This window comes from Methylosinus sp. shoA, assembly GCF_059718125.1.
Map to the genome: position 1 here is coordinate 1,828,536 of NZ_AP046091.1, position 24,484 is coordinate 1,853,019.

The window sequence follows — 24,484 nt, forward strand, 5'->3', positions numbered from 1 at the left end:
AGCGCCGGCGGGCGTCTCGCGACGGCTCCGCCGTTTCGCGCGCATCAATCGATGCGCAATTTCGATTCCACGAGCGACGCCAGCGCATGCAGGCGCGGGTCTGCGCGCCGTCTCGGACGCGCGACGTCGATCACGACGGATGCGCGGACTTCGCCCGGCTTGCCGCCGAGCGCAAGGACGCGGTCGGCGAGATAGACTGCTTCGTCTATGTCATGCGTCACGAAAAGGATCGTCTTGCCCGTCTCGCGCCAGAGCGCGAGGAGATCGTCCTGCAGGCGTCGCCGCGTCGGCGCGTCCAGCGCGGAAAAAGGCTCGTCCATCAGCAGCAGGGCCGGCCGCACCGCGAGCGCGCGGGCGAGAGCGACGCGCTGCCTCTGGCCCCCGGAGAGCTGATGGGGAAAGCGCTGCCCATAGCCCTCGAGCCCGACGCCGCGCAGCGCCTCCTGCGCGCGGGCGCGGCGCTCGTCCTTCGAGAGCTTCGTCTTCTCGAGGCCGAGCGCGACATTGGCCTCGACGCGGCGCCAGGGAAGCAGGCGCGCGTCCTGGAACACCAGCGCCATCGTGCAATCGGAATCTTCGTCGAAGCGAAGGACGCCGGCGGAGGGCGCGGCGAGGCCGATCAGCACGCGCAGCAGCGTCGATTTGCCGACGCCCGACGATCCGAGAATCGCTACGAACTCGCCGCACGCGATGGAGAGATCGAGCCGCTCGAGCACGGCGACATGCGCGCCCTCGTGCTCATAGCCGAGCGCCAGTCCTTCGATCTCGATGAGCGGGCGCGCCGTCACGCCTTCCATGTCAGGAGCCTCGATTGCGCGAATATGAAGGCCGTGTCGATCAGGCCGTAGAGCGCCGCCATCGTCAGCATATAAACGACGACGATATCGGTCGCGAGCAGGCTGGAGGCCTGACTCATGCGCTGTCCGAGGCCGGCGACGCCGAACAATTCCGCCGCGACCACGGCCATCCACGCCTGGCCGAGCGAGGTGCGCACGCCGACGAGAATGCCGGGCAGGCTCGCGGGAAACTGCACCTTCACCAGCTTCTCCCAGGCGCTGTCGAAGCCGAAGGCCGCCGCCACCTCGACGAGATCGCGATCCACATTGCGAATGGCGCCATGGGCCGAGAAATAGACGATCCAGAAGACGCCGATCGCGATGATGAACACGGCCGCCTTCTCCTCGACGCCGAACCAGAGGATCGCGAAGGGTATCCAGGCGAGGCCGGGAATGGGCCGAAGGATGCGCGTGACCCAGGCCGTCGCCCACTCGAATGGAGGATGCGCGCCGGTTGCGACGCCCGCCGCCACGCCGAGCGTCGCGCCGGCGAGAAGTCCGACGAGATAATGCGACAGGCTCGCGCCGACGCAGGCGAGCCAGGCGCCGTTCTGCAATTCGCGCCAGAACGCCCCCGGCAATTGGCTCGGCACGGGCAGCAGCGCGCGCGTTCCCGGCGTGAAGGCGGGGACCAGCTCCCATACGCCGAGGAACAAAGCGAGGCCGGCGAAAGCGGAAAAGTGACGCTTCATGACGCCTCTCGCTCGCGCGGCGCATCGAGGAATGTGATGAACAGCGCGGACGACCAGACCTTCGCGTCGTCGCGTTGGCGGCCGAACAGATAGACGGGCCGGAAGCCGAACGGCCCGTTGCGCGGCGCCAGCGTGAAGCGCCCGGCGAGGTCGCGCGGAAGCGGCGCGTCGGCGAGACGCTCGAAAGCCAGGAACAATTCGACGCCGCCGAGTTCGAGGCGCAGCTCGCTTTTCTCGATCAGCTCGCGGCCCGTCGCCTCCCAGCGAAACTCCGGCGCGTGGACGAAGGGCGCGGGAAAGCGCGGATCGCCCACCTTCACGAAGCCGCCGATCGTTCCCTCGACGAGGAAGCGCGCGGCGGCGAGATCGTCGATCTCGAACTCCAGAGCGTCGGAGTCGCCGTAGGTCTCCGAGCGAAAGCCGATGTCGGTCGCACCGGCGCGCCAGGCGTTCTCTTCATCGTGCTCGAAGCCGACGCTCGTAAAGCTGCGCAGGACGGCGCCCTGCACGCGCAGACGCCCGTTCCAGCTCGCCCAACGATAGCGGTCTCTTATGCGCGCGCCGCCCCAGCGCAGGCGCGCGCGCGTCCTGGAGAAGCCGAACTCCGCATGGAGATTGCGGCGCCAGAGCAGGCCGTCATGGTCGAAAGCGGCGATCTCCTCGAAGCCCGCATCGCCGAGGAATCGATAGTCGATCTCGGCCGGGCCGTCATGCTCGAAAGCGTCGCCTTGGATGTGGTCGCCACATCGAACGATGAGAGCCGCGCGCTCGCCGGTCGTCGCGAATGTGCGGCGCGCGCGCAGAGCGCGGCCGATCGCGGCGCGGTCGAGGCTGTCGGCGAAGACGCCGGTGAGGCCGCCGCGCACGCCGAACACCTGCACGCCGGGCGCGCCGCCGCCCGGCCGTCCGCGATGCTCGTCGCTGTTCGCGCAGACGCCGAGCTTGTAGCCGCGCGCGATCACATCCTGGTAGAGCCAGGAGAAATGCCCCCAGGCCGAAGCGATCTCGACGAGGCGCTCGAGCTCTGGATGATGCCAATCGGCGATATAGCGGCGCCCGCCGACATGCGGTACGACGAGATGGGTTTCGGGAGAATGGCCATAGGCGTCCCACAGCTCGTTCACCGGCCAGCGGCCGAGCTCGACCTCGGGCGACTTCATGTCCTCGTTCCAGGACAGGGTGCGATTGTGCCGCCCTCGAGCGTCATAGGGAAAGGCGGGCGCCTCCTCGCCGAGGAAGATGACTTTGTGATCGCCGCCCGCCGTCGACCCGCCGCACCATTCCTGCACCGGATAGGTCACGAAGCGCCCCGGCGCGTTCAGCGCATTCACCGCCGCGACGCCGTCGCGCCAGTTCGCGTCGGTGATCTGAAAGTCGTTGGCCGTATAGCCGAACACGTCGACGCCGCCGACGTCGCGCGCGAAGGCGGCGTTGTAGGACGGACTGTTCGTGCCCACGGTGTCATGCGCATGGACATGCAGATCGGCGTAGAAGGCGCGCGGCGCCGGCGCCTCGGCGAGGACGGAGAGAAAGGCTTCCGCGGCGGGAACGCCGCGGGCGTCGAGCTCGGCGACGAGACGCAGATCGCCGCGATCGGTCGCGACATCCGCGATGGCGACGCTCGCCCAGCCTTGCTCGGGAAAGGCGATCTCGCGAGAGGCGACCCTTTCGGCGCCCGCAAAGATCGAGATGCGGACGCGGCCGGGAAAATCGCCGATGATATTGCCCCAGCGATCGAGCGCGGAAAGACGAAACGGCGCCGGAGCGCCCGGCCTCGCGAAGCGCGGACCGACGAGCGACAGCCGCGCCGGCGCGCCGGCGACGATACGCAGCGAGACGTCGCCCGGCACGGCGACATAGCGCGACGTGCCGAGCGGGTCGACATAGGCGCGAAAGCGGAAATCGTCATCGACGAAAGTCTGGACGCGCGTGCCGGGCCCGCCGGCGCGGCGATCGCCCAGCCGAATGACGATGTGATCGCCGATATTGAGATAGCCGTCGATCACATCGACGATCAATGCTTTCTGATAGGGCCGCTCATGTCCCTTCTGGTCGAAGCGGACCGAAAGATGCTGCACGCTCGCCGGCGACTGTCCCGACGCGAGCGGACCGGCCTGATATTCCGCGCTGACATAATCGGCGCCCTTCGGATCTGCGGTCTGGAACAGCGCCCAGTCGGAATAGAATTTGAAGGTCGCCTTGAACGTCGCGCCGTCGGCGACGCCGCTCGAGCCCACTTCGTAATCGAGCACGATCTCGCGCCAGGAGCCGGCCTCCGCCTGCTCGACGCTGCAGCTCAGCCGCCCCGCGAAGGGCGTCTCCTTCATTTTCTCGTAGAGCCCCGCCGGCGTGACCGGCGCCGCGAAGCCCGGATCCGATTGCGACGTCCGCGCCCGATCCTCTTCTTCCGACAATTATCATCCCCTCTGGTCTATCGCGACCATAGACTAAATTATCCGTGTGGAGCAAACTCTCCTCCTCGCAGTCGAAATCTGGGGAGGATCGAGAGTGGCGCCGAAAAAGCTCGTCGCGATGGCCGTGGCCATCGCCTTCCACGCAACGGCCGCGCGAGCCGAGACGGTGACGGCGCGGGTGGGCGTCATCCCCGTCATCGGCGCGGCGCCTCTGTTCGTGGCGGAGAAGGAGGGCTGGCTCCGCGAAGGCGGACTCGAGCTCCAGACGAAAATTTTCGAGAGCGGGCCGAATATCGTGCAGGCGGCCGCGAGCGGAGGCGTGGACATCTATGTGGCGGGCGTCGCGCCTGCGGCGGCGGGTCGGGCCAAGGGCGTCGACCTGCGCGTCGTGGCCGCCCTCGCCGTGGATGAGAATGTCCTCGTGGGAGGACCCAAGCTCAGAGCCTTTTTCAAGAAAGGCGTCGCGCCGGCGGCGGCCTTCAAGGCCTTCCGCGCCGCCAATGGCAGGCCCGCCAAGATCGCCACTCAGCCGCCCGGCTCCGTGCCGGCGGCCAATCTGCAATATTGGCTGCGCGAGGCGACGCATACGGATCCGGCCGATGTCGAGATCATCTCCATCGGCATCGACGCGACGCAGCAGGCGCTGCTCGCCAACGCCGTGGAGGCCGCGACGGTGCGCGAGCCGACGCTGACGATCGTGCAGAAGGCCAATCCCGAGATCGCTTTGCTCGCCGGCGGCTCGGAACTCTTCCCCGGTCAGCCGGGCACCGTGGCGGCGGTCTCGAAGGACTTCCTCGAGAAGCATCCGCGACAGGTGCAGGCGCTGGTCGACGGCCTCGTCCGCGCCGTCGAGGAATTGCAGAAAAAGCCCGACCGCGCCGCGCCGCATGTGGAAGCGGCGCTGTCCAAGGGCATCGTCGACGGCGCGACGATCCGCAAGTCGCTGTCGTCGCCGGCCGTTCATTTCGTCGTCGACCCCAAGGCCATCACCGAGTCGACGAGAGCCCTGCTCGCCTATCAGGTGACCCTCGGAGTCGCCGACAAGGCGCCGAGCGTCGACGGCCTCTTCGATTCGACCTTCTTCGAGAAGGTCAGAAGCGAGAAATCATCCAAGAAATGAGACGACGCGATCGGTTCTTTCGATTGCGCGCCTTTGGAAAATGACCCGGCTGCGCAAAGCGTGGCCGAGGCTCTCTCGCAGCTCCGGCCTCATCGGCTCCGCCACGCGATCGGCTCTTGCCGGCATCGCATCCGGCAGGATATATCTAGTTATCTTGTAGAGTTATGAGCCGGCAGAACTTCCTTCATGCGCGCAAACCCCGCAGTCGCTCGCCGTTACGGCGGCGGTGACCTCGATGTTCCGGGACGATGAGATGAGGCGTCGGCAACGGGCGCCTACGCCCAGTCTCGAACCCGCCGCCGGCAACGGCCTCATGGATCGGCGAGCGTTCGTCGCCGGCGCCGCGTTCGCCGGCGCGGCCGCCGCGGACCCGGCGCGCGCCGAAGCGCTCGCCGTCGAGCCGTGGATGTCTGCCCCGGGCTCGCCCTTCGCGGCCTATGGCCAACCCTCGCGCTTCGAGGCGAGTGTCGCGCGCGTCTTCGCCAATCCGCCGAATGCGCCGGGCTCCGGCGCCTCGCGCACGCCGCTGCATCGGCTCGCCGGGACGATCACGCCCAACGGGCTGCATTTCGAGCGCAGCCACAGCGGCGTTCCGGATATCGATCCGGACAAGCACCGCCTGCTCCTGCATGGTCTGGTCACGCGTCCGCTGGTGTTCTCGCTCGACGCTCTGTCGCGCTATCCGATGGAGTCGCGCATCGCCTTCATCGAATGCGGCGGCAATAGCGCGCAGCTCTATCAGTCGGAGGCGCTGGACGCCGACGCGCAGCGGCTGCACGGCCTCGTCTCCTGCGCCGAATGGACGGGCGTGCCGCTCTCCCTTCTGCTGGACGAGGCGGGCGTCGACCCTGCCGCGCATTGGGTCCTCGCCGAGGGCGGCGACGCGGCGGGCATGAGCCGCAGCGTGCCGCTCGCCAAGGCGATGGACGACGCGCTGATCGCGCTCTACCAGAACGGCGAGCGCATCCGCCCCTCCAACGGCTATCCGATGCGCCTGCTGCTGCCGGGCTATGAAGGCAATATGCAGGTCAAATGGCTGCGCCGCCTGAAGCTCGTCGAGCGGCCGGTGATGACGCGGGACGAGACCGCCAAATATACGCTGCTGCGGCCCGACGGATCGGCGCTGCAATTCGTCTTCGCCATGGAGGCGAAATCGGTGATTACGCAGCCTTCTCCCGAACTGTCCTTGAAAGAGCCGGGGCTCTACGAGATCTCCGGCCTCGCCTGGTCGGGCGCAGGACGGATCGCCAAGGTCGAAGTCTCGGCGGACGGCGGCCGCAGCTGGGCGGAGGCGGCGTTGCAGCAGCCCGTCCTCTCGAAAGCGCTGACGCGCTTTCGTCTCGCCTGGCGCTGGGACGGCGGTCCCGTCGTGCTGCAGAGCCGCGCCGCCGACGAGGAAGGCAATGTTCAGCCGACGCGCGAGGCGCTGCTCGCGCGGCGTGGAACGCGCGCGCTCTATCACTTCAACGCGATCGCCAGCTGGGGAGTGGCTCCGGGCGGGAAGGTCACGCATGTCTATGCGTGACCCGGCCGCGCCGGCGCTGCTGCTCGCGCTGCTCTGCTGCGCGAGCGCGCGGGCCGAGGGGCCGGCGCTCGGGCGCGTCGCTGCGCCCGAGGAAATCGCGCGCTTCGATATCAGCGTCGGCCCGGACGGCGCGGGCTTGCCGCCCGGCTCGGGGACGGCGCGCGAGGGACGGCTGATTTACGAGGCGCGATGCGTCGCCTGCCATGGCGAGAAGGGCGAAGGCAAGCCGAACGACCGGCTGGTCGGCGGTTTCGGCACGCTGAAAGGCGACAAGCCCGCGACGAAGACGATCGGCAGCTATTGGCCCTATGCGACGACGGTGTTCGACTATGTGCGCAGGGCGATGCCCTTCGACGCGCCGAAGTCGCTGCGGGACGAAGAGGTCTATGCGGTCACGGCCTATCTTCTCCATCTCAACGGCGTGATCGGAGAAGACGAGCCGATCGACGCACAGAGACTGCCGAAGATAGAAATGCCGAACAGAAGCGGATTCTCGCCTTATGTCGCAGGGCGTTGAGCCGAGGCCGAACGTGTCCGATGCATGCGACATGGAGCGTCCGATGAAATCCGTTCGATCGCATGTCCTCGCGGCTCGCAGGCTGTCGGCGTTAGCGGCGATTCTATCGTGGCCCGCATGCGCCGACACGGCGCCCGCGGCTGCATCGCAAGCGCCGCAATCGGATCGTCTCGCGATTCGTCGAGCGGTGGGCGAGATCGCCTCCGGATTTCGGGCCGCATATGTCGATCCGGACAAGGGCGACCGCGCGGCCGCAGCCCTCGAGAAGGCCCTCGCGGCGAAGGCGTATGACGATCTCGTCGATCGGGACGAATTCATTCGACGCATCACCGCCGACCTTCGGTCGTTCACGAACGACCAGCACATATTCGTGGTTCGCAATTTGCGGCCGCCAGGGCAAGCCGCGTCGCCTCCGCCGAATGACGCCGGATTCGAGCGGGTGGAACGCCTCGAAAGAAATATCGGCTATATTCGTCTCGGCAGATTTGCGCCTCCGGAGATATTCCGGGATGTGGCGAACAACGCCATGCGTCTCGTCGCCGACACGAACGCGCTGATCTTCGACATCCGCGGCAATCGAGGCGGTCATCCTCGATCCGTCGCCTATCTGAGCAGCTTCCTGCTCGATCCGACGCGACCGATTCATCTCGCCAGCGCCATCTGGCGCAACAAGGGAACGTTGGATTTCAGGACCGAGGAGTTCTGGACCAGCCAGACGCCCGGCTATTATCTCGACAAGCCGGTCTTCATCCTCGTCGGCCCCGAGACCTTCTCCGCCGGCGAGGGCTTCGCATATCATCTGCAAGCTTTGAGACGCGCGACAATCATCGGCGCGAAGACGAAAGGCGGCGCCCATGCGACCGAACCGGACGCGGTGGTTGCGATCGGGCCGGATTTGTTCCTCGTCGCGCCGAACGGCCGGACGGAAAATCCCGTCACGAAGAGCGATTGGGACGGCGTCGGCGTTCGACCCGATGTAGAAGTCGCTCCAGAGGCCGCGCTGGACGCCGCGATGCAGTTGGCGCTGGCGCGCCAGTCGGCTTCGACGAGCGAGGGCGCCGGCGTTGCGGTCCGGCAGCAGGCCGCCGGCGCTCCGGATCGTCGCTGACGGGCATTCGAATGGCCACGGAAGATACAGAGATATTGCTGCAGGCGCAGCTTTGGCGACGTTCGGGCCGTCGCGTCGCGATCGCCACTGTGATCGAGACCTCCGGCTCGGCGCCGCGGCCGGTCGGCTCGCATCTCGTGGTCGACGAGACAGGCTGTTTCCTCGGCTCGGTCTCGGCCGGCTGCGTGGAGAACGACGTCATCGTCGCCGCGCTCGAGGCGATCGCCGGCGGCGTCCCGCGCGTTCTCGAATTCGGCGTGGCGGACGAGACCGCCTGGCGCGTCGGCCTCTCCTGCGGCGGGCGCATCTGCGTGCTGATCGAAAAGCTCGACGATGCGGCGGCCGAGCTGCTCGACGTCTCGCTCGGCTCGATCGCGGAGCGACGCGCTCATGCGATCGCCACGCCGCTCGACGGCGGCGCCGCCCGCTACATCGGGCGAGGCGATCCGCTCGAATCCTATTCCCGCTGGAGCGGCGTCGTCACGCATGAGGCGCGGCGATGGTTCATCGAGCGGCGCGAGCCGGCGCCGCGGCTCGTGATCATCGGCGCCGTGCATGTCGCGCAATCGCTCGCGCCCATGGCGCGCATCGCCGGTTATGAGACGTTCATCGTCGATCCGCGAACCGCCTACGCCACGGCCGAGCGATTTCCCGCCGCGCGTCTCGATCGGCGCTGGCCGCAGGAGGCGCTCGCCGAAATCGGCCTCGACGCCGTGACCGCGATCGTCGTCCTCACCCATGATCCGAAGATCGACGATCCCGCGCTTCGCGCCGCGCTCGATTCGCCCTGCTTCTATATCGGCGCGCTCGGCTCGCGCGCCACTCATGCGCGCCGTGTCGAGCGTCTCGTCGCGAGCGGCGCTTCGCGGGACGCGCTGACGCGCATTCGCGCGCCGGTCGGTCTCGACATCGGCGCGCTCGGCCCCGCGGAGATCGCGGTGTCGATACTCGGAGAGATGATTCTCGCGCGCGAGCGGAAGCCCTTGCGCGCGAGCTCCGCCGTGAAGGATGTGGCATGATCGCGGCGGTCGTGCTCGCCGCAGGGCAGGGCGCGCGTTTCGCCGGGCAGGGCGCGAACAAGCTGCTCGAGGATTTCGGCGGCGCGCCGCTCATCCGCCGCGCCGTCGCCGCCGCGCTCGGCTCGCGCGCGGCCAGAACCATCGTCGTGACCGGATGGGATCATGAGCGCATCGCCGCCGCGCTCGGCGATCTTCCTGTCACGCTCGCGCATAATCCGCGTCATCTCGAGGGAATGGCGTCCTCCCTGCAGACGGGGCTCGCCGAGGCGCGTGAGGCCGACGGCGTCATCATACTGCTCGGCGATATGCCGAATGTCGGCGCGCGCATCGTCGATCGCCTGATCGACGCGTTCGAGACGACCGGCGCCGTCGCGGCGATACCGGTTCACGAGGGACGGCGCGGCAATCCGGTGCTGCTCGGCCGCGCGATCTTTCCTCTCCTCGCCGAGCTGCGTGGAGACGAGGGCGCGCGGCGCCTGCTGCAAAGGCTCGACAATATCGTCGAGCTGGAAATGACCGCCGAGGCGATCCACTCCGACGTGGACACGCGGAGCGATCTCGATCGGCTTCGCGAGAATTAAGCGAAGCCGACCTCGAGCTTCTGCAGCGGCGCATTGCGGATGCGCTTCCCCGTCGCGGCGAAATAAGCGTTGAGAACGGCGGGCGCCGCGACGCAGATCGTCGGCTCGCCGACGCCGCCCCAAAAGCCGCCGCTCGGCATGACGATCGTCTCGACCTTCGGCATATCCTTGATGCGCATCGAATCATAGGCGTCGAAATTGGTCTGCTCGACGCGGCCGTTCTTCACCGTGATCTCGCCGAAGAACAGCGCCGACAGCCCATAGACGAAAGAGCCCGAGACTTGACGTTCGATCTGCGCCGGATTGACGGCGTGGCCTGGATCGGTCGCCGCCACGATGCGATGGATCTTGACGCGGCCCGCATCCTCGATGGAGACCTCGGCGGCCGCGGCGACATAGCTGCCATAGCCCATGAAGGAGGAGAGGCCGCGGTGAACGCCGGCGGGCGCCGGCCGGCCCCAGCCGACGCGTTCGGCGACGGCGTCGAGCACGGCGAGCTGCTTCGGGTGGTTGGTCATCAAGCCGCGGCGGAAAGCGAGCGGATCGGCGCCGGCGGCGTGAGCGAGCTCGTCGATGAAGCTCTCGAGATAGAGCGCATTGTGGTTGATGTTCACGCCGCGCCAGAAGCCCGGCGGAACCGGCGGATTGCGCATGGCGTGCTCGACGAGCAGGTTGGGAATGTCATAGCCCAATTGCGCGTCGCCGGCCGCGACGAGCCCCTGCAGCGCCGCCGGATCGAATCCGTTCTTGACCGCCTCGGGCCGCACGCTGGCGAGGATCGACTGTCCCGACAGGCGAATGCGCAGACCGACGAGCTTATTGTCCGCATCGAGCGCGCCGACGAGGCGGCATTGCGTCACGGGATGATATTTCCCGTGAGTCATGTCCTCCTCGCGCGACCACAGCAGCTTCACCGGCCGTCCGGGGAATTGCTTGGCGACGAGCACCGCCTGCGTCACATAATCGGTGAAGCCGCGACGGCCGAAGCCGCCGCCGAGCATCACCTTGTGAACCTCGCATTTCTGCGGCGGCAGGCCGGACGCCGCGACGACCGCGGCGAAGGCCGCCTCGCCGTTCTGCGTTCCCGTCCAAACCTCGCATCGCTCCGGCGTGTAGAGCGCGGTGGCGTTCAACGGCTCCATAGCGGCGTGATTCTGGTGCGGATAGCTGTAGACGGCCTCGATCACTTTCGCCGCGCCGGCGATCGCCGCCTTGGCGTCGCCATTGCTGTTGCCGACGCCCGCCGGCTGGGAATCGTCGAGCCCTTCCGCCAGCCATGCGGCCGTCGCGGCGCTGGAGGCGGCGGCGTTCGGCCCTTCCTCCCAGAGGATCGGCAGAGCGTCGAGCGCCTTCTTGGCGCGCCACCAAGTATCGGCGACGACGGCGACCGCCGTGTCGCCGACGCGCACCGCGTCGACGACGCCGGGCATTGCGGCGATCTTGTTCTTCTCGAAGCTCTTCAACCGGCCGCCGAAGGTCGGGCAATCCTTGATCGCGGCGTTCAGCAGACCCGGCAGCTTCACGTCTATACCGTAGATCATCTTGCCGTTGGTCTTGTCGGCGGTGTCGAGACGCGCCAAGCCCTTGCCGGCGATCTTCCAGTCTTTCGGGTCCTTCAGCGCGACATCGGCGGGCGGCGACAGCTTCGCCGCCGCCGCGGCGACCTTGCCGAAGCCGATCGAGCGGCCCGAGGCGGCGTGAGTGATGATCCCTTTCTCCGCACGGCATTCCTTCGCCGGAACGCTCCATTGGTTCGCGGCGGCCTGAATCAGCATCTCGCGCGCCGTCGCCCCGCCTCTGCGCACATAATCCTGCGAGCCGCGAATGCCGCGGCTGCCGCCGGTCGAGAAATCGCCCCAGACGCGATTGCGCGCGGCGCTCTGGCCGGGCGTCGGATATTCGGTGGCGACCTTCGACCAATCGCACTCCAGCTCCTCGGCGACGAGCTGGGCGAGGCCGGTCAGCGAGCCCTGGCCCATCTCGGAGCGGGCGATGCGGATGACGACGCGATCGTCCGGCTCGATGACGACCCAGGCGTTGACTTCCGGCGCGCCTTCCGCCGCGAGCGCGCCCTTCGGGCCGCCGGGGATGTCGAGACCGAGCGCGAGACCCGCGCCGAGCGAGGCGCCGCCGATGATGAAGCCGCGCCGGTGAAGAGTGAAAGACTGGCTCATCTTCGTCCGCCTCACGCTTTCGCCGCGGCGTGGATCGCCTCGCGCGCCTGCTGGAAGGTTCCACATCGACAGATATTCGAGATCGCCGCGTCGATGTCCTTGTCGGTCGGATGCGGCGTCTCGGCGAGCAGCGCCGCCGCGGCCATCAGCATGCCGCTCTGGCAATAGCCGCATTGCGGGACGTCATGATCGATCCAGGCGCGCTGCAGGCGATGCCGCACGCCATTCTCGGAGAGGCCCTCGATGGTCGTGATGTTCTTGCCGGCGACATCGGCCGCGAGCACGCTGCAGGAGCGGACGGCGGCGCCGTCGATATGAACCGTGCAGGCGCCGCATTGGCCGATGCCGCAGCCGTATTTGGTTCCGGTGAGGCCGAGCTGCTCGCGGATCGCCCAGAGCAACGGCGTGTCGGGCTCCACGTCGATCGCGACTGCGCGCCCGTTCACGGTCAAAGTCGTCATTCCTGCGCCCTCTCGCTCGGTGCTCGACCGAGCTTTTCTTACCAAAGCAATAGAATTAATGGAAGCGAGACCGCGCCGCCGCGCTCACCGCGGCGGCGTCGCGAGACGATAGGCGCGAGCGACGACCGGATCGGCGGGCGCGAGCGCGAAGGCGCGGGCGATCTCGCCGCGCGCTTCCATCTCGCGCTTCTGGCGCAGCAGCCAGAGGGCGAGGGCGTAATGCGCCGCCGCGTCGTTCGGATCGAGCCGCACGGCTTCGCGCAGAGGCGCCTCGGCCTCGGCGTCGCGCCCGAGGCTGCGCAGCAGATCGGCGAGATCGAGCCGCGCCGGCGTGAATTTGGGATCGAGCCGCAGCGCCGTCTCGAAGGCTCGCATCGCCTCCTGCGGCCGGCCCTGTTCGGCGCGCAGCGCGCCGATCTCGAGATGCGTCTCCGGTCGATCGGCCGAGACGAGCTCGGCGGCGAGCCATTCCTCGGCCGAGGCGCCGGCCGCGGCGAGGAGCCGCGCCGCTTCGAGACGAATCGCCTTCGTCGAATCGGCGAGCAGCGGCGAGGCGAGGCGGCGCGTCTCGACGTCATAAGGCTCGAGCGCGCGGATCGCGCCGAGGCGCAGCAGAGGATCGGAGGAGCCGATCGCTGCGGCGATCGCCTTCAGCGCGCTCTCGCCCGGCGCGCGCGCGAGCAGCGAGAGCGCCGTCGCCCGCATGATCGGCGATTCGTCGGCGTCGCCGGCGACCGCGGCGAGCGCTCGAGCCGCCCTGGGCGCCGCTCTGCGGCCGAGGGCGATGGCGCTGGCCGCGCCGGCCCGACCGAGGCGCCGGCTTCCCCAGCCGCGCATCGCTTCCGCGGCCCAGGACGGCGGCTTGTCGGAATGGCAGTGATTGCAAGCGTTCGGAACGCCGAGCGGCGCGAGATCCGGCCGCGGGATGCGGAAGCCGTGATCATGCCGCTCGTGAATCTGCATATAGACGCGGCTCGGCATGTGGCAGGCGACGCATTGCGCCTGCCGCGCGCCCGGCGCGTGATGATGATGGCTGGAAACGTCGAAGCGCGCCGCATCATGGCAGCGGCCGCAGAGCGCGTTGCCCTCCTCCCGCAGAGCAGCGCCATGCGGCTCATGGCAATCGATGCAGGCGACGCCGGCGCGATACATGCGGCTCTGCAGGAAAGAGGCGTATTCGAAGACCTCGTCCTCGATCTGCCCGTCGGCGCGATAAAGACCTTCATCGAGCAGGACAGGCGCATAGTCGTCGAGAAAGCGCCGCGCCGCCGCCGGCGCTTCGGACAAGACTCGGCGTCGTGAGTGGCAGGGGAAGCAGACTTCCGCACGGTCGCGCGCCGCGCCGTCGCTCACCGGGGCGACGAGGCCTTTGTTCGCGCTCGCCGCCGCGCCGCCGCGCGCCCAGGCGACATGCGCCGAGCCCGGCCCGTGGCAGGCTTCGCAGGCGACGTTCACATCGGTCGACGTCGTGCGATAGGAGTCCGTCGCGAGGTCGTAATTCCTGCGCACGCCGGTCGAATGGCAATCGGCGCACATGAAATTCCAATTCTGATTGCGGCTGCTCCAATGCAGCGGATCGCCCCAGGCGATCGTCTCTTTCGGATAGAGACTGAACCAGCGCTGGCCGCCCTCCTCCTTCGGCCGCGAGTCCCAGGCGACGCCGAAGGCCTGCAGCCGTCCGCCCGGCGCCTCCACGAGATATTGCTGCAGCGGCGCGACGCCGAAAGCGTAGCGCACGCGCTCCTCGCGCGTTTCGCCTTCCGGCCCTTTCGTCTCGATGAAGAAGGCCGCGCCGCGGCGGAAGAAACGCGCGGTCTTTCCATTCTCGTCGAAGGCGACGTCGCCGAAGTCGCCGAGAACTGTGGCAGCGGTCGCCTCCTGCATGGATTGCGCATGATGCGATGTCGTCCAGGCGCGCGACTGCGCGGCATGGCATTCGCCGCAGACGACGCTTCCGACATGGCGCGCCGCTTCGTCCGCGACCGGTTGCGAATGCGCGGTCGCCGACGAGACGACGAGCGCGCAGAGGCAGAGGAGAACGGCGCGCGCGCAAACCGCGATCAACGCAGCTCCACGCGCACCGATTCGATTTCTCCTCCATAGGCGAAAGGCGACGCATAGGCGGGACTCACCGGCGCGCCGTCGTCGCGTCCGACATCGAGCGTCTCATTGTAGGAGAGCACGAGGTTCTCGATCCGCCCTTCGCCCGCCGGCGCATCGGCGACGATGAGCTTTCCCGTTCCCGCGTACGGCCCGCGCGGTCCCTTCGGCGCGTCGCCCGGCGCCGGCGTGAATTCGAAAGCGACGCGCAGCCTGCCGGTCGGGAGACGCGCCTTCGACGCGACATGTCCGGTGATGCGGCCGAAGGAATTGGCGTCATATTGCAGAAGGCCGTCCTTCACATAGAGCGTGAAGCCGCCGTAATCGCCGCCGTCGGCGAAGATGACGCCGTCGGCGCCGCCTTCGGGAACCACGAGATCGGCGACGATCCTGTGCGCGCGGCCGGAGAATTTCGGTCCGATGCGCGATGGGATATCGTCCGCGCCGGGACGATAGACGAACACGTCGCGTCCGTCGGCGGGCGAGGGCGGCGGCTTGCGCTCGGGAAGGATCGGATAGATCTGCGTGCGCTTCGCCTCCGTCTCGAACAGGGCGACGAGCTCGGCGAGCTTTTCCGGACGCTCGGCGGAAAGATCATGCGCTTGTGAAAAATCATGGGCGAGGTCGTAGAGCTCCCAAGGATGCTGACCGAGCGGCGTGAGATCGGCGCGTCTCGGCCCCCAGGGCGGCACATGGCGCGCGCCGGCCCACCAGCCGTCCTTGTAGATCGCGCGATTGCCGGAGGTCTCGAATGCTTGTAGCGGGTGGGAGCTCGGCGCGGAGGCGTCGAAGAAGCTCTTCACGAAGCTCGCGCCTTCGAGCGGGATTTGGCGAACGCCGTCGACCCTCTCGGGAAATTTCACGCCCGCCGCCTCATAGATCGTCGGCGCTATGTCGGTGATGTGCTGAAACTGCGTGCGGAGACCGCCCTTGTCGGCGATGCGCGCAGGCCAGGAGACGATCAGCGGATCGCGCGACCCGCCGAGATGCGAGGCCGTCTGCTTCTGCCATTGGAAGGGCGTGCTGCCCGCCCAGGCCCAGGCGGCGGAATAATGATTGTCGAAACGCTCTTCGCCGAAGCGGTCGGCCTGCTTCAGCCGCTCCTGCGCCGGAGGAACGGAGCCGTCCGCATCGATGAGGTCGCGGCCGTCGAGCCCGCCTTCGCCGCTGCCGCCATTGTCGCCGGCGATATAGAGGACGAGCGTGTCGTCGGCGAGCCCGTCGGTTCGCAGTGTCTCGAGGAGACGTCCGACCTCTTGGTCGGTATGTTCGAGAAAGGCGGAATAGACTTCCATCTGGCGCGCATAGAGAGCGCGCTGCTCAGGCGTGAGCGAATCCCAGGCCGGCAGCTCCGCAGGGCGCGGCGTCAGCTCGGCGTCGGCGGGAATGACGCCGAGCGCCTTCTGCCGCGCGAAGGTCTCCTCGCGCAGTCGGTCCCAGCCCTGGTCGAACTTGCCGCGATATTTCGCGATGAAGTCCTTCGGAACATGATGCGGCCAGTGCGTCGCGCCCGGCGCGAGATAGAGGAAGAACGGCTTTTGCGGCGCGATCGCCTCGTGACGCCGCAGCCAATGCACGGCGTCGTCGACGAGATCGCTCGTCAGATGATAGCCCTGCTCGATGGATTTGGGCGGAGCCGCTGGGACTGTGCCGCGATAGAGCCGCGGCGCCCATTGGCTGTCGTAGCCGGCGAGGAAGCCATAGAAATATTCGAAGCCGAGACTCGTGGGCCATCGCTCGAACGGGCCGTCCGGGGAGATCTCGGCATAGGGCGTGTTGTGCCATTTGCCGAAAGCCGCGGTGCTGTAGCCATTGTCGCGCAGCACACGGGCGATGGAGGCGGCGCTCTTCGGCCAATGGGCGTTATATCCGGGGAAAGGCGCCGCCGCATCCGCCACCGTGCCGAAGCCGGTCTGATGATCGGTGCGGCCGCTGAGCAGAGCGGCGCGCGTGGGCGAGCACAATGCGCTCACATGGAAGGCGTTGTAGCGCAGGCCCGAGCGGGCGAGTCTGTCGAGCTCCGGCGTCGCCGTCGCGCCGCCGAAGGTCGCGGTCGCGCCGAACCCCACGTCGTCGAGCAGCACCAGCACGATATTCGGCGCGCCGGGCGCCGCCTGCGGCTCTTTCGGCCAGCCCGGCGTCTCGGTTTTGGAGACGACTTGGGCGCTCGCCGTCGAGGCGGCCGCCGTATAAAACAGGATTGCGAGCGCCAGCGCGAGCGTTCTCTTCTTCATATCGAACATCCGAATGGACAGCGTGGATCGCCGCGCGGTTCTCGCCGGGAGATCGGGCGGCGGTTCGGCGCGGCGCCGCCGGTCCAGGCCTGACCGAGGGCGATTTTCATGCGAACCGAGGGCGCTGCGCGCGTCGATTCCGTGGATGGCGGGAGGAGCCCGAACTCGACCTTTCGTCGCTCGCGGGAGAGGGAGCAGACTCGGCGCTTCACAAGAGTTTTGCGAAACGTCGGCCGCCCCCTCTCCCGCGGGACGCGGCGGAGGGGAGGGAAGGGCTTTTCCGCCGTGCGTCGTTCGAATCGCTTCGACCGCTAGGCGCGGCCGAAGATCAGGATGAAGTTGTTGGCCGGAAGATCGAGGACCTTCTTCAGCGCGACGCCGTGGGCCGCCGCCGCCCTCTCGAGATCCTTCACATCCTTCAATCCCCATTCGGCGACATTGGCCGCGAGGATCTCCTTGTCGAAGGACTCGTTGGACGGCGTCGTATATTTGCCCTCGATCTTGAACGGGCCATAGATCGCGAGGAAGCCGTCCTCGGTCAGCACACGCGCGGCGACTTGGGCAATGCCGTCGGCGATCGCGACCGGCGCGACCTGGAACAGATTGACGACGAAGATCACGTCATAGAGCCGATCCTTCGGATCGGGCCAGGTGGCGGGATCGGTGAGATCGATCCGCACCGGATCGGCGACATTGGAATTGCCTGCTTCCGCGCGCTTCTTTTTGATCGTCTCGAATACGTCGACGTCATAGTCCGACGGCTGAAAGCTCAGCCCGGCGAAGTGCGGCGCGAAATAATTGATGTGGTTTCCGGCGCCGCTGGCGAGCTCCAGCACATTGCCGCTCTTCGGAAAGATGTCCTTGAACACCGAGAGAATGGGATCGCGGTTGCGGTTGCCCGCCCAGGCGACATAAGGGCTCAGCGGATAGGGATCGATCGGCGGGCGATCGGCGGGAACCGTGGCGCTCGTTGCGATGGTCGACATGGCGTTCTCCTCGGTTGCGGGCGGATGAGGGCGCGCTCGCGGCTCAGGCCGCGAGCAGTTCTTCGAGATGATGGTCGATGGCGGCGTTGTAGGCGGGGTCGGTCCCGAAGAGAGCGAGATGGCCCCATGGCGAGGAGATGCGCCGCAGCTCGCTGTTCGCGATCAGCTTCTGCTCCGCCGCAATGTCGGCGAGCGGAAAGAAGCCGTCCTCCTCTATGGCGATGACGAATGTCTTGGCGCCGATGCGTCCGAGCGCCTGCGCGAGATCGCCATTCGTCGAACGCGACACGTCGGCGTCGCGCCATTTGGACAAGAGCAGGACGAGATTATTCGGGTCCTGCGGAAGAAAATGGCCTTCGACGAAGCCGGTGAGGAAATCATCCGCCGTCGTGAAGCCGAGCTCGCTCCATCCGCGGCGGTTGAACAGCGCGGGCGTGAATCCCGACGCGGCGAAGAGCCGCGCGTGCCGTCGCAGGCCGCGATGAACGACCGCCGCGCGTTCATACCAGCCGCCATCGAAGGCCGGGTCGGAGACGATGGCGTCGATGAAGGTCGAGACCAGCAGACGATTATGGGCCGTTCCCCGCGCGAGGCCGGCGATCGGCGCGGCGCGGCGCACGGCGTTCGGAAAGCGCACGGCCCATTCATAGGTCTGCTGCGCGCCCATCGATCCGCCGAGAACGAGCGCCAGCCTTTCGACGCCGAAGGCTTCCGTCACCAGACGATGCTGGGCGCGCACATCGTCGGCGATGGAGACGCGCGGAAAGCGCGCCGCGTCGAAGGGCGGCGCGGAATTGCTCGGCGAGGAGGAGAGGCCCGCGCCGATCTGGTTGACGAGGATGATGAAATATTTTTCGGGATCGAGCGCGCGGCCCGCGCCGACATAGGCGAACTCGAGGACTTTCGACGTGCCGGAATACCATGTCGGGAACAGGATGGCGTTGTCGCGCCTCGGCGACAATTTTCCGAATGTGGCGTAGGCGAGCGTCAGGCCGCGAATCTTGTCGCCGCTCTCGAGCTCGAAGTCGCCGAGCTCGTAGGAGTCGAACGGTCCGTGCAGGGCCTGAGAGTAGTAGCTTGCCGTCACCTTGCGCGTCCTCACCGGTTCGCGCGAGACTGCAATATCATATCAATTTGGTCAAGAGACTAGCGGGACATGTGACAAATATATATTAATATCAATAATATATGATACATGTCTCCATGTTCGGCCAATCTATCTTGTTAGATGAGTAGGTTTGTGTAGGTTATTGCGATGGGCTGGCGAACGGTCGTGCTCGAGCCTCGGAGGGACAGATGAGCGTCAAGAAGATTTTTCTCTATGCCGAGATCCAGGTTTCCATTCCATTCGAGAAAATCCCGTGGAAGGAGATCGACACGGCGATGAAGAAGAACCCCGGCTTGAAGAGCAAGACATGGCTTTCGGGGATCAACACCAATACGATCGGCGGCTTCTACGAATTCGACTCGCTCGAGAATGCGAAAGCCTATGCGGTCGGCTATCTCGCCGAGGCGGCGCAGCAATTGGGCGGCTCGCTGACGGTGCGGCTCTATGACGGCGATGTCGTCGCCGAAGCGAGCAAGGCGATCCATTCGCCCTATTATTCCTGAGGCGTCGGCGCCCTCCGCTCACGGACCGTGGGGCCCGGCCGCGCGCCGCGCGCGACCGGGCGTTTCAACTGCTACTGCGCCGCGGTCTGCCGGCCGATCGCCGTCCGCAACTCGTCGAGGCTCGCCACGCGGCCGTGCAAGCCCGCGATCCGCTCCACATCGAGCCCGAGCTTCTGAATATTCTCGTAGAGATTGACCGAAAACGGATTCGGCGTCTTCGGCGCAGGCGCGCCCACGGGCCCGGGCGTATAGGCGTCCGCTTCGACGACGATCTTCTCCTTGGGCAGATAGACGAGCGCGAGATCGTCGGAATGACCGCTGCCGGCGATGTGACGCACCTCGATTCTGTGGTCGCCTTCGCCGAGCACGTGCTCGTGCTCATAGGCCTCGAATTTCGGCGCCTTCTTCGACGCCGCCAGACGATCCGGACGCAGCGTATGCGGGAACGCCCAGGCCTTTTCGTAGAACGCCTTGCTGATGGTCTGCGTCACGATGGTCGCGCCCGCGTCGACGAAAGTGCGCAGCCCGCCCGAATGATCGAAATGGACGTGGCTGTTGATCACATATTTGATCGGCTTGCCCGGAAGGAGCTCGCCCACCTTCTGGATCAGGGCCAGCGAGCGCTCTTCGTTGAGCGGCGCCTCGACGAGCACGACATGGTCCTTCTCCTCGACGGCGACGCTGTGATGCGTGCCGCCGGTCAAATAATAGACGCCGTCCGCGATTTTCTCGGATGCGACCTTGACCGCGGGGACCGGCGGGAGCCCCGCCGGTATCGAAATATCGACCGCGCCATTCGCCTTGGCCGCCGCGACGGCGAGATGCAGAACCTCATGGCCGCCTGCGCTGCGATGGATATGCGTCGGGAAATGCAGCCCGCCGAAATCCTTATAGTCGGAGAACGTCGTCTCCAGCAGCGTGTCGCCGAGCACGGGCGAGTCGATCCAGGTGCGGATCGACGCGACGTGATTATCGGCGCCGATGGTCCCGACATAGCGATGATCGCCGATCGCGAAGGAAACCTCGACATTCGCGCCAGCCGCTTCGGATTTGGCGCCATGGGTCAGCGCGGCTTTCAGAAAGCCTTGCGGCGTGGTCCATATGTCGGCGATGCGCTCTTCGACGGCGGCGGGAGCGGCGGTCGCGACCGGAGCGGCTCCGGGCGCGGCGCCCGGCGGCGGCGCGACATTCCAGGCCGTGTCGCCGAGCACGCTCCATTCGAATTTCTGCTCGACCGGCGCCGGCCGCGCGCGTCCGTCCGGCGTCTGGCTGCGCGTGAGCTGCACGCGTTCGCCCTGCTTGGCGAAATCGATCGCGGCGCTATAGGCGGACACGTCGAATTTCGGCCAATCGCCGCCCGGGACGGGCGCCTGGCCGAATTGCCGCCAATGGCCGGAGCCCGAGAACTCCAGGCTCTTGATGCTGGTCGCCGAGAGCAGCGTCGCCGCTTCCTGCAGCGAGGCCGCTTTCGCCGCGCCGGCGAAGGTCAGCGCCGAGACGCCGATGCCGGCGAGAATCCTGGCGGTCGATTTCGGCATGAACAACCTCTCTCTTTTGCGGAGCGATGCGTCCCTCGCGTGCGCTCGGAACATGATCGCCCTGCCGTCGGTCCGCGCGGCGACGGCGGGCGAAGGACGGAAATTTCAGACGGCGGGCGCAGCGACGAATCCGCTCTCGCCGCCGCCCTCGCCGAGCGCGCGCGCGTCGGCGTCCTCGATGCGGAAGGATTCGACGAGCGCGCTCGCCGGACCGAGCGCGGCGAGCGAGAGGAACTCCTCGACGGCGAGCGGCGGACCTGCGATCAGCGTCTCGACCGATCCGTCGCTGCGGTTGCGCACCCATCCGGCGAGATGCAGCCGCCCCGCCTCGCGCGCGACGAAGACGCGATAGCCGACATTCTGAACACGTCCGACGACGACGATGCGCGCGATCCGCGTCTCGCCGGTCACGGAATTCTCGTGCGGCAAGGAAGCCTCCTCGGACAGTCGGGCGGTCATTTCGCGGAGAAGAGACGGAAGCCGACATTTTCGGGCGGCGCCACCGGCGTTTCGGAATGCGGCGTTCCCGCGGGCGCCCAGTCGTATGGAACCGGCTGCGCGCGATAGACGCTGTAATCCAGCGTCGGCCGCCCGGTCTCCGCATCCTTGCCGCGGCGCGGATAGGGATTGATATATTCCCAGACGATCTCGCCTTCGGGCGTCACCTGGAAGAAGCGGCCGAACTGTCCTTCGTCGATGAAAGTGTCGCCGTTGGGCAGCCGCCGCGCATTGCTGATATGCGTGCTGCGGAAGGTCCAGCCGCGATTGCCGGAGCTCTCGCCCGTATATTGCCAGACGATCTCTCTGGTGACCGGATTGATCTCCAGCACGCGCGAGCCGCCGATGACGCTCAGCGCCGCGCGGGGATAGCCGGCTTCTCCCTGATTGTCGAAGACGAGCAGATTGCCGGCGCCGGGAAGGCCCTTCGGAATGATGTGCGCGTCATGCTGCCCGGAGATCTGGTCGACGGGCCGCGGAACCTTGCGCGCCGCCGCGCCGCCCTCCGCCGTCGCCGGCGGAAAATGGGGGCCGAGCGTCCATACGATCTTGCGCGTCTTGCGATCGATGATGGCGATGAAATTCGCATTGCGCGAATCGAAGATCAGATTGTCCGGCGCGAAGCGCTGGTCGCCTTCGTCGAACCAATGATTGGGACCGACCGGCTTCAGATTGTTGACATGCAGATAATCTGGATTTTTGGAGCTCTTGATCAGTTTCACTTCCTCGGGCGTGAAGCCGATCTCGTCGATATGGTCCGACGCCGCCCAGGTCCAGGCGATGTCGCCGTCGGGATCGACTTCATAGGCCACGTCGTCCAGCACCTGCGGCGCGGCGAAGCCGGGAAGCGGATAGGAGAGATTGGCGAGCACCAGCGTGTTCCCGTTGGGCAACCGCGCAATGTCGTGATGCTGATGCGAGCGGCCGTCCGGCGCGGATTTGCCGAAGCTCCACAGCGTCGCGCCGTCCCAGTCGACCTCGCCGACCGTCTTGCGAATGCGGGTCTGCGTGCGGCCCGGCGCCAGATCGGTTCCTTTGCCGTCCTCGCTCTCCAGCGTGACGAAGACATGTCCGCGCGCGCCGCCGACGAGCGCGGGATCGATGAAGGCGACCGGCTGGCCGGGATATTTCCACTCGTGCACGACCGCGCCGGTGAGGTCGACGAGACGCGAGACGTCGTCGCCGCCGGTGAAGAGCACATAAGAGTTATACGCCCGCGCCGGATCGTAGATCGTGGTTCCGGTCGGATAGACGCTGGGCGCGGCCAGTGTCTGCGTCGCGGCCGAGGAGACGGCGAGCGCGAGGAGTTTCGAGAGAAGAGGCTTGAATGAAGTTCGATGCGCCGCCATGGGAGGCTCCCACACTGCCACGATAATCGGCGCTTTTATCATACTCGATAGATATGATAAATGGGCCGCAAGAGGAATTTTTGATATGAAATTTATTGCGTTGTCTTGCCCTCGTATGGGAGCAACATCGATCTGATTCATGAGGTTTCGAGGTTGTTTTTTGCTGCGAGCCATGCGAAGACGGGCGCTGTCGGCGCAAAAAGACAGAGACGATGAAGGCCCGTATTCATCCCCGCGAGACGCATTGCGCCGAGACCGAGCGCGAGCGCGGTCGATCGGGGCAGCCGCGAAGCAGGCGCCGTGAGCGGTTTTTCCTCTGATTGGCTCGATCTGCGCGAAGGCGCGGACCATCGCGCCCGCAGCGTCGATCTGCGCGACGCTGCGGGCGCGCTGTTCGAAGGGCGGGACCATGTCGAGATCGTCGATCTCGCCTGCGGCGCCGGCTCCAATCTGCGCGGCTTCGCATCCGTCCTTCCGGCGAGTCAGAGATGGCGTCTCATCGATCATGATCCCGCGCTGCTCGAGGCCGCGCGGAGCCGGCTCGCCGCATGGGGCGATTTTGTCGAGAGCCGCGATCCGCTCGTCATCGCGAAGAGCGGGCGCCGCATCCATATCGAATGCCGCCTCGCCGATCTCGCGTCGGGAGTGGAGAGGACGCTGGCGGAGCCGGTCGACCTCGTCACTGCGGCGGCGTTCTTCGATCTCGTCTCGGCGGAATGGATCGCGCGTTTCGCCGCGGCGCTGGCCGCGCGCGGCGCGCCGCTCTATGCGGCTCTGACCTATGACGGCAACGAGTTCTGGTCGCCGGCCCATGAGCAGGACGCCGCCATGCTCGAAGCGTTTCACGTCCATCAGCGCCGCGACAAGGGATTCGGCCCGGCCGCCGGCCCGCGCGCCGCGGCGATCCTGCGAACGGCGTTGGAGGCGCAGGGCTATCGCGTCTCGTCCGCCGCCAGTCCGTGGCGGCTCGGCGACGGCGACGCGCCGCTGATCGACGCGCTCGCCGAAGGCGCGGCGCAGGCTGTTCTCGAGACCGGATTAGCATCGCCGGCCGAGATCCGCGATTGGCGCGCACAGAGGCGCAGGGCGTGCCGAATCGGCCATGTCGATCTGCTCGCCCTGCCGTTCAGCGCCATCCGCCGGATGACGCTTCCTTCTCCCCAACCGTGGCGCAACGCGCCGGCGACATGCAGGAGGACGAGCGCGCCGATCGCGAAAGCAGCGGTTTCGTGAATGGAAAAGAGCGTCTTCGACAGCGGCTCGTCCTTGGCGAGGAGAGTCGGTAGTTCGATCGAGCCGAACAGATTTGGCCCGAGCCCATAGGCGGACAGCGCGGCCCAGCCGACGAGCGGCGTGAACAGCAGCAGGCCATAGAGAGCGAGAGGCACGACTCTCGCCAGGGCGCGCTCGGCCGGAGGAAGAGGCGCGGGCTCCACGGCGGCGCGCAGCCGCACGAGCATGCGCGGCAGCATGAGGCCGAGCAGCGCGACGCCGAAGGATTCGTGCAGCACGAACAGGCGATCCTGAAGAGGGCCGGGGGAGAGATCGGCCATGACGAGGCCCATCGGGATCAGGGCGGCGACGAGCGCGGAGACGGTCCAATGCAGCAGCTTGGCGAGTGGGGAATACTCCATCGGACTTCCCTCGAGGATGCGCGCGCGGCTCGGCCGATGAAGCGATAATCGAACGGATCTTCGTCCGTGTCGAGGGCATCTCGCGCC

The 24,484-nt window shown here is 67.0% G+C and carries 20 protein-coding genes and 1 pseudogene; 8 read left to right on the forward strand and 13 right to left on the reverse strand.

Translation table 11 applies throughout. The features are described 5' to 3' along the window. Nucleotides 1-44: 44 nt before the first annotated feature. From AC6IW9_RS08210 to AC6IW9_RS08220, 3 genes are read right to left on the reverse strand one after another with little or no spacing between them, the layout of a single operon-like run. Nucleotides 45-797, reverse strand: a complete 753-nt coding sequence (locus AC6IW9_RS08210) for an ABC transporter ATP-binding protein (RefSeq protein ID WP_497771225.1) — start codon at nt 795-797, stop codon at nt 45-47. Then, nucleotides 785-1,528 (reverse strand): ABC transporter permease, encoded by a 744-nt coding sequence (locus AC6IW9_RS08215; protein WP_497771232.1) that lies wholly within the window; start codon nt 1,526-1,528, stop codon nt 785-787. Before AC6IW9_RS08215 ends, AC6IW9_RS08210 begins: the two co-directional genes overlap by 13 nt. Beyond that, nucleotides 1,525-3,942 (reverse strand): DUF3604 domain-containing protein, encoded by a 2,418-nt coding sequence (locus AC6IW9_RS08220; RefSeq protein WP_497771238.1) that lies wholly within the window; start codon nt 3,940-3,942, stop codon nt 1,525-1,527. The genes AC6IW9_RS08215 and AC6IW9_RS08220 overlap by 4 nt, the downstream gene beginning before the upstream one ends. Before the next feature lie 118 nt (nt 3,943-4,060). Between AC6IW9_RS08220 and AC6IW9_RS08225 the strand changes: the two genes are divergently transcribed. The 6 genes from AC6IW9_RS08225 to AC6IW9_RS08250 all read left to right on the forward strand — a co-directional run bounded on the left by AC6IW9_RS08225 (nt 4,061) and on the right by AC6IW9_RS08250 (nt 9,812). Further along, nucleotides 4,061-5,062, forward strand: coding sequence for an ABC transporter substrate-binding protein (locus tag AC6IW9_RS08225; protein ID WP_497772473.1), 1,002 nt, complete (start codon nt 4,061-4,063; stop codon nt 5,060-5,062). Between the two features lie 313 nt (nt 5,063-5,375). Beyond that, nucleotides 5,376-6,587: a sulfite dehydrogenase gene (soxC, locus tag AC6IW9_RS08230; RefSeq protein ID WP_497771241.1), complete on the forward strand. Its 1,212-nt coding sequence runs from the start codon at nt 5,376-5,378 to the stop codon at nt 6,585-6,587. Beyond that, on the forward strand, nt 6,574-7,104 hold the full coding sequence (locus AC6IW9_RS08235) for a c-type cytochrome (RefSeq protein WP_497771244.1): 531 nt from the start codon (nt 6,574-6,576) through the stop codon (nt 7,102-7,104). The genes soxC and AC6IW9_RS08235 overlap by 14 nt, the downstream gene beginning before the upstream one ends. A 187-nt stretch (nt 7,105-7,291) precedes the next feature. Beyond that, nucleotides 7,292-8,212, forward strand: coding sequence for a S41 family peptidase (locus AC6IW9_RS08240; protein ID WP_497771246.1), 921 nt, complete (start codon nt 7,292-7,294; stop codon nt 8,210-8,212). Between the two features lie 11 nt (nt 8,213-8,223). Further along, nucleotides 8,224-9,231: an XdhC family protein gene (locus AC6IW9_RS08245; RefSeq protein WP_497771249.1), complete on the forward strand. Its 1,008-nt coding sequence runs from the start codon at nt 8,224-8,226 to the stop codon at nt 9,229-9,231. Further along, nucleotides 9,228-9,812 carry a nucleotidyltransferase family protein gene (locus AC6IW9_RS08250; RefSeq protein ID WP_497771252.1) on the forward strand — a complete coding sequence of 195 codons (585 nt, stop codon included), beginning with the start codon at nt 9,228-9,230 and terminating at the stop codon, nt 9,810-9,812. Before AC6IW9_RS08245 ends, AC6IW9_RS08250 begins: the two co-directional genes overlap by 4 nt. On the opposite strand, the gene AC6IW9_RS08255 is transcribed toward AC6IW9_RS08250, so the two are convergent. The 6 genes from AC6IW9_RS08255 to AC6IW9_RS08280 all read right to left on the reverse strand — a co-directional run bounded on the left by AC6IW9_RS08255 (nt 9,809) and on the right by AC6IW9_RS08280 (nt 18,854). Beyond that, complete coding sequence (locus tag AC6IW9_RS08255; RefSeq protein WP_497771255.1) at nt 9,809-11,986, reverse strand: xanthine dehydrogenase family protein molybdopterin-binding subunit; 2,178 nt, start codon at nt 11,984-11,986, stop codon at nt 9,809-9,811. The two genes, AC6IW9_RS08250 and AC6IW9_RS08255, sit on opposite strands and share 4 nt — an antisense overlap. An 11-nt stretch (nt 11,987-11,997) precedes the next feature. Beyond that, the gene (locus AC6IW9_RS08260; RefSeq protein ID WP_497771257.1) at nt 11,998-12,447 is read right to left on the reverse strand and encodes a (2Fe-2S)-binding protein; all 450 of its coding nucleotides are present in this window, start codon (nt 12,445-12,447) and stop codon (nt 11,998-12,000) included. An 84-nt stretch (nt 12,448-12,531) separates the two neighbouring features. After that, nucleotides 12,532-14,511 carry a cytochrome c3 family protein gene (locus tag AC6IW9_RS08265; RefSeq protein ID WP_497771261.1) on the reverse strand — a complete coding sequence of 660 codons (1,980 nt, stop codon included), beginning with the start codon at nt 14,509-14,511 and terminating at the stop codon, nt 12,532-12,534. Next, the gene (locus AC6IW9_RS08270) at nt 14,508-16,781 is read right to left on the reverse strand and encodes an arylsulfatase (protein WP_497771265.1); all 2,274 of its coding nucleotides are present in this window, start codon (nt 16,779-16,781) and stop codon (nt 14,508-14,510) included. The genes AC6IW9_RS08265 and AC6IW9_RS08270 overlap by 4 nt, the downstream gene beginning before the upstream one ends. 311 nt (nt 16,782-17,092) lie before the next feature. Beyond that, on the reverse strand, nt 17,093-17,767 hold the full coding sequence (locus AC6IW9_RS08275; RefSeq protein WP_497771268.1) for a DUF938 domain-containing protein: 675 nt from the start codon (nt 17,765-17,767) through the stop codon (nt 17,093-17,095). A gap of 43 nt (nt 17,768-17,810) precedes the next feature. Next, nucleotides 17,811-18,854, reverse strand: coding sequence for an alpha/beta fold hydrolase (locus tag AC6IW9_RS08280; protein WP_497771271.1), 1,044 nt, complete (start codon nt 18,852-18,854; stop codon nt 17,811-17,813). 209 nt (nt 18,855-19,063) lie between these two features. On the opposite strand from AC6IW9_RS08280, the gene AC6IW9_RS08285 reads away from it, so the two are divergent. Further along, nucleotides 19,064-19,378 (forward strand): YdhR family protein, encoded by a 315-nt coding sequence (locus AC6IW9_RS08285; RefSeq protein ID WP_497771274.1) that lies wholly within the window; start codon nt 19,064-19,066, stop codon nt 19,376-19,378. A 71-nt stretch (nt 19,379-19,449) separates the two neighbouring features. Here the strand turns inward: AC6IW9_RS08285 and AC6IW9_RS08290 are convergent, their stop codons facing one another. The 3 genes from AC6IW9_RS08290 to AC6IW9_RS08300 form a co-directional block, all read right to left on the reverse strand. Then, entirely contained in the window at nt 19,450-20,916 is a 1,467-nt protein-coding gene (locus AC6IW9_RS08290; protein WP_497771277.1) for an MBL fold metallo-hydrolase, read from the reverse strand. Between the two features lie 105 nt (nt 20,917-21,021). Next, the gene (locus tag AC6IW9_RS08295) at nt 21,022-21,345 is read right to left on the reverse strand and encodes an acylphosphatase (RefSeq protein ID WP_497771280.1); all 324 of its coding nucleotides are present in this window, start codon (nt 21,343-21,345) and stop codon (nt 21,022-21,024) included. A 26-nt stretch (nt 21,346-21,371) separates the two neighbouring features. After that, complete coding sequence (locus AC6IW9_RS08300; RefSeq protein WP_497771283.1) at nt 21,372-22,763, reverse strand: aryl-sulfate sulfotransferase; 1,392 nt, start codon at nt 22,761-22,763, stop codon at nt 21,372-21,374. 300 nt (nt 22,764-23,063) lie between these two features. On the opposite strand from AC6IW9_RS08300, the gene AC6IW9_RS08305 reads away from it, so the two are divergent. Next, nucleotides 23,064-23,996 carry a class I SAM-dependent methyltransferase gene (locus AC6IW9_RS08305; protein ID WP_497771286.1) on the forward strand — a complete coding sequence of 311 codons (933 nt, stop codon included), beginning with the start codon at nt 23,064-23,066 and terminating at the stop codon, nt 23,994-23,996. Here AC6IW9_RS08305 and AC6IW9_RS08310 read toward each other — a convergent pair. Continuing rightward, nucleotides 23,957-24,397, reverse strand: a pseudogene (locus AC6IW9_RS08310) (cytochrome b); the annotation flags it as partial. The gene AC6IW9_RS08305 and the pseudogene AC6IW9_RS08310 overlap by 40 nt on opposite strands. Nucleotides 24,398-24,484: the final 87 nt, after the last annotated feature.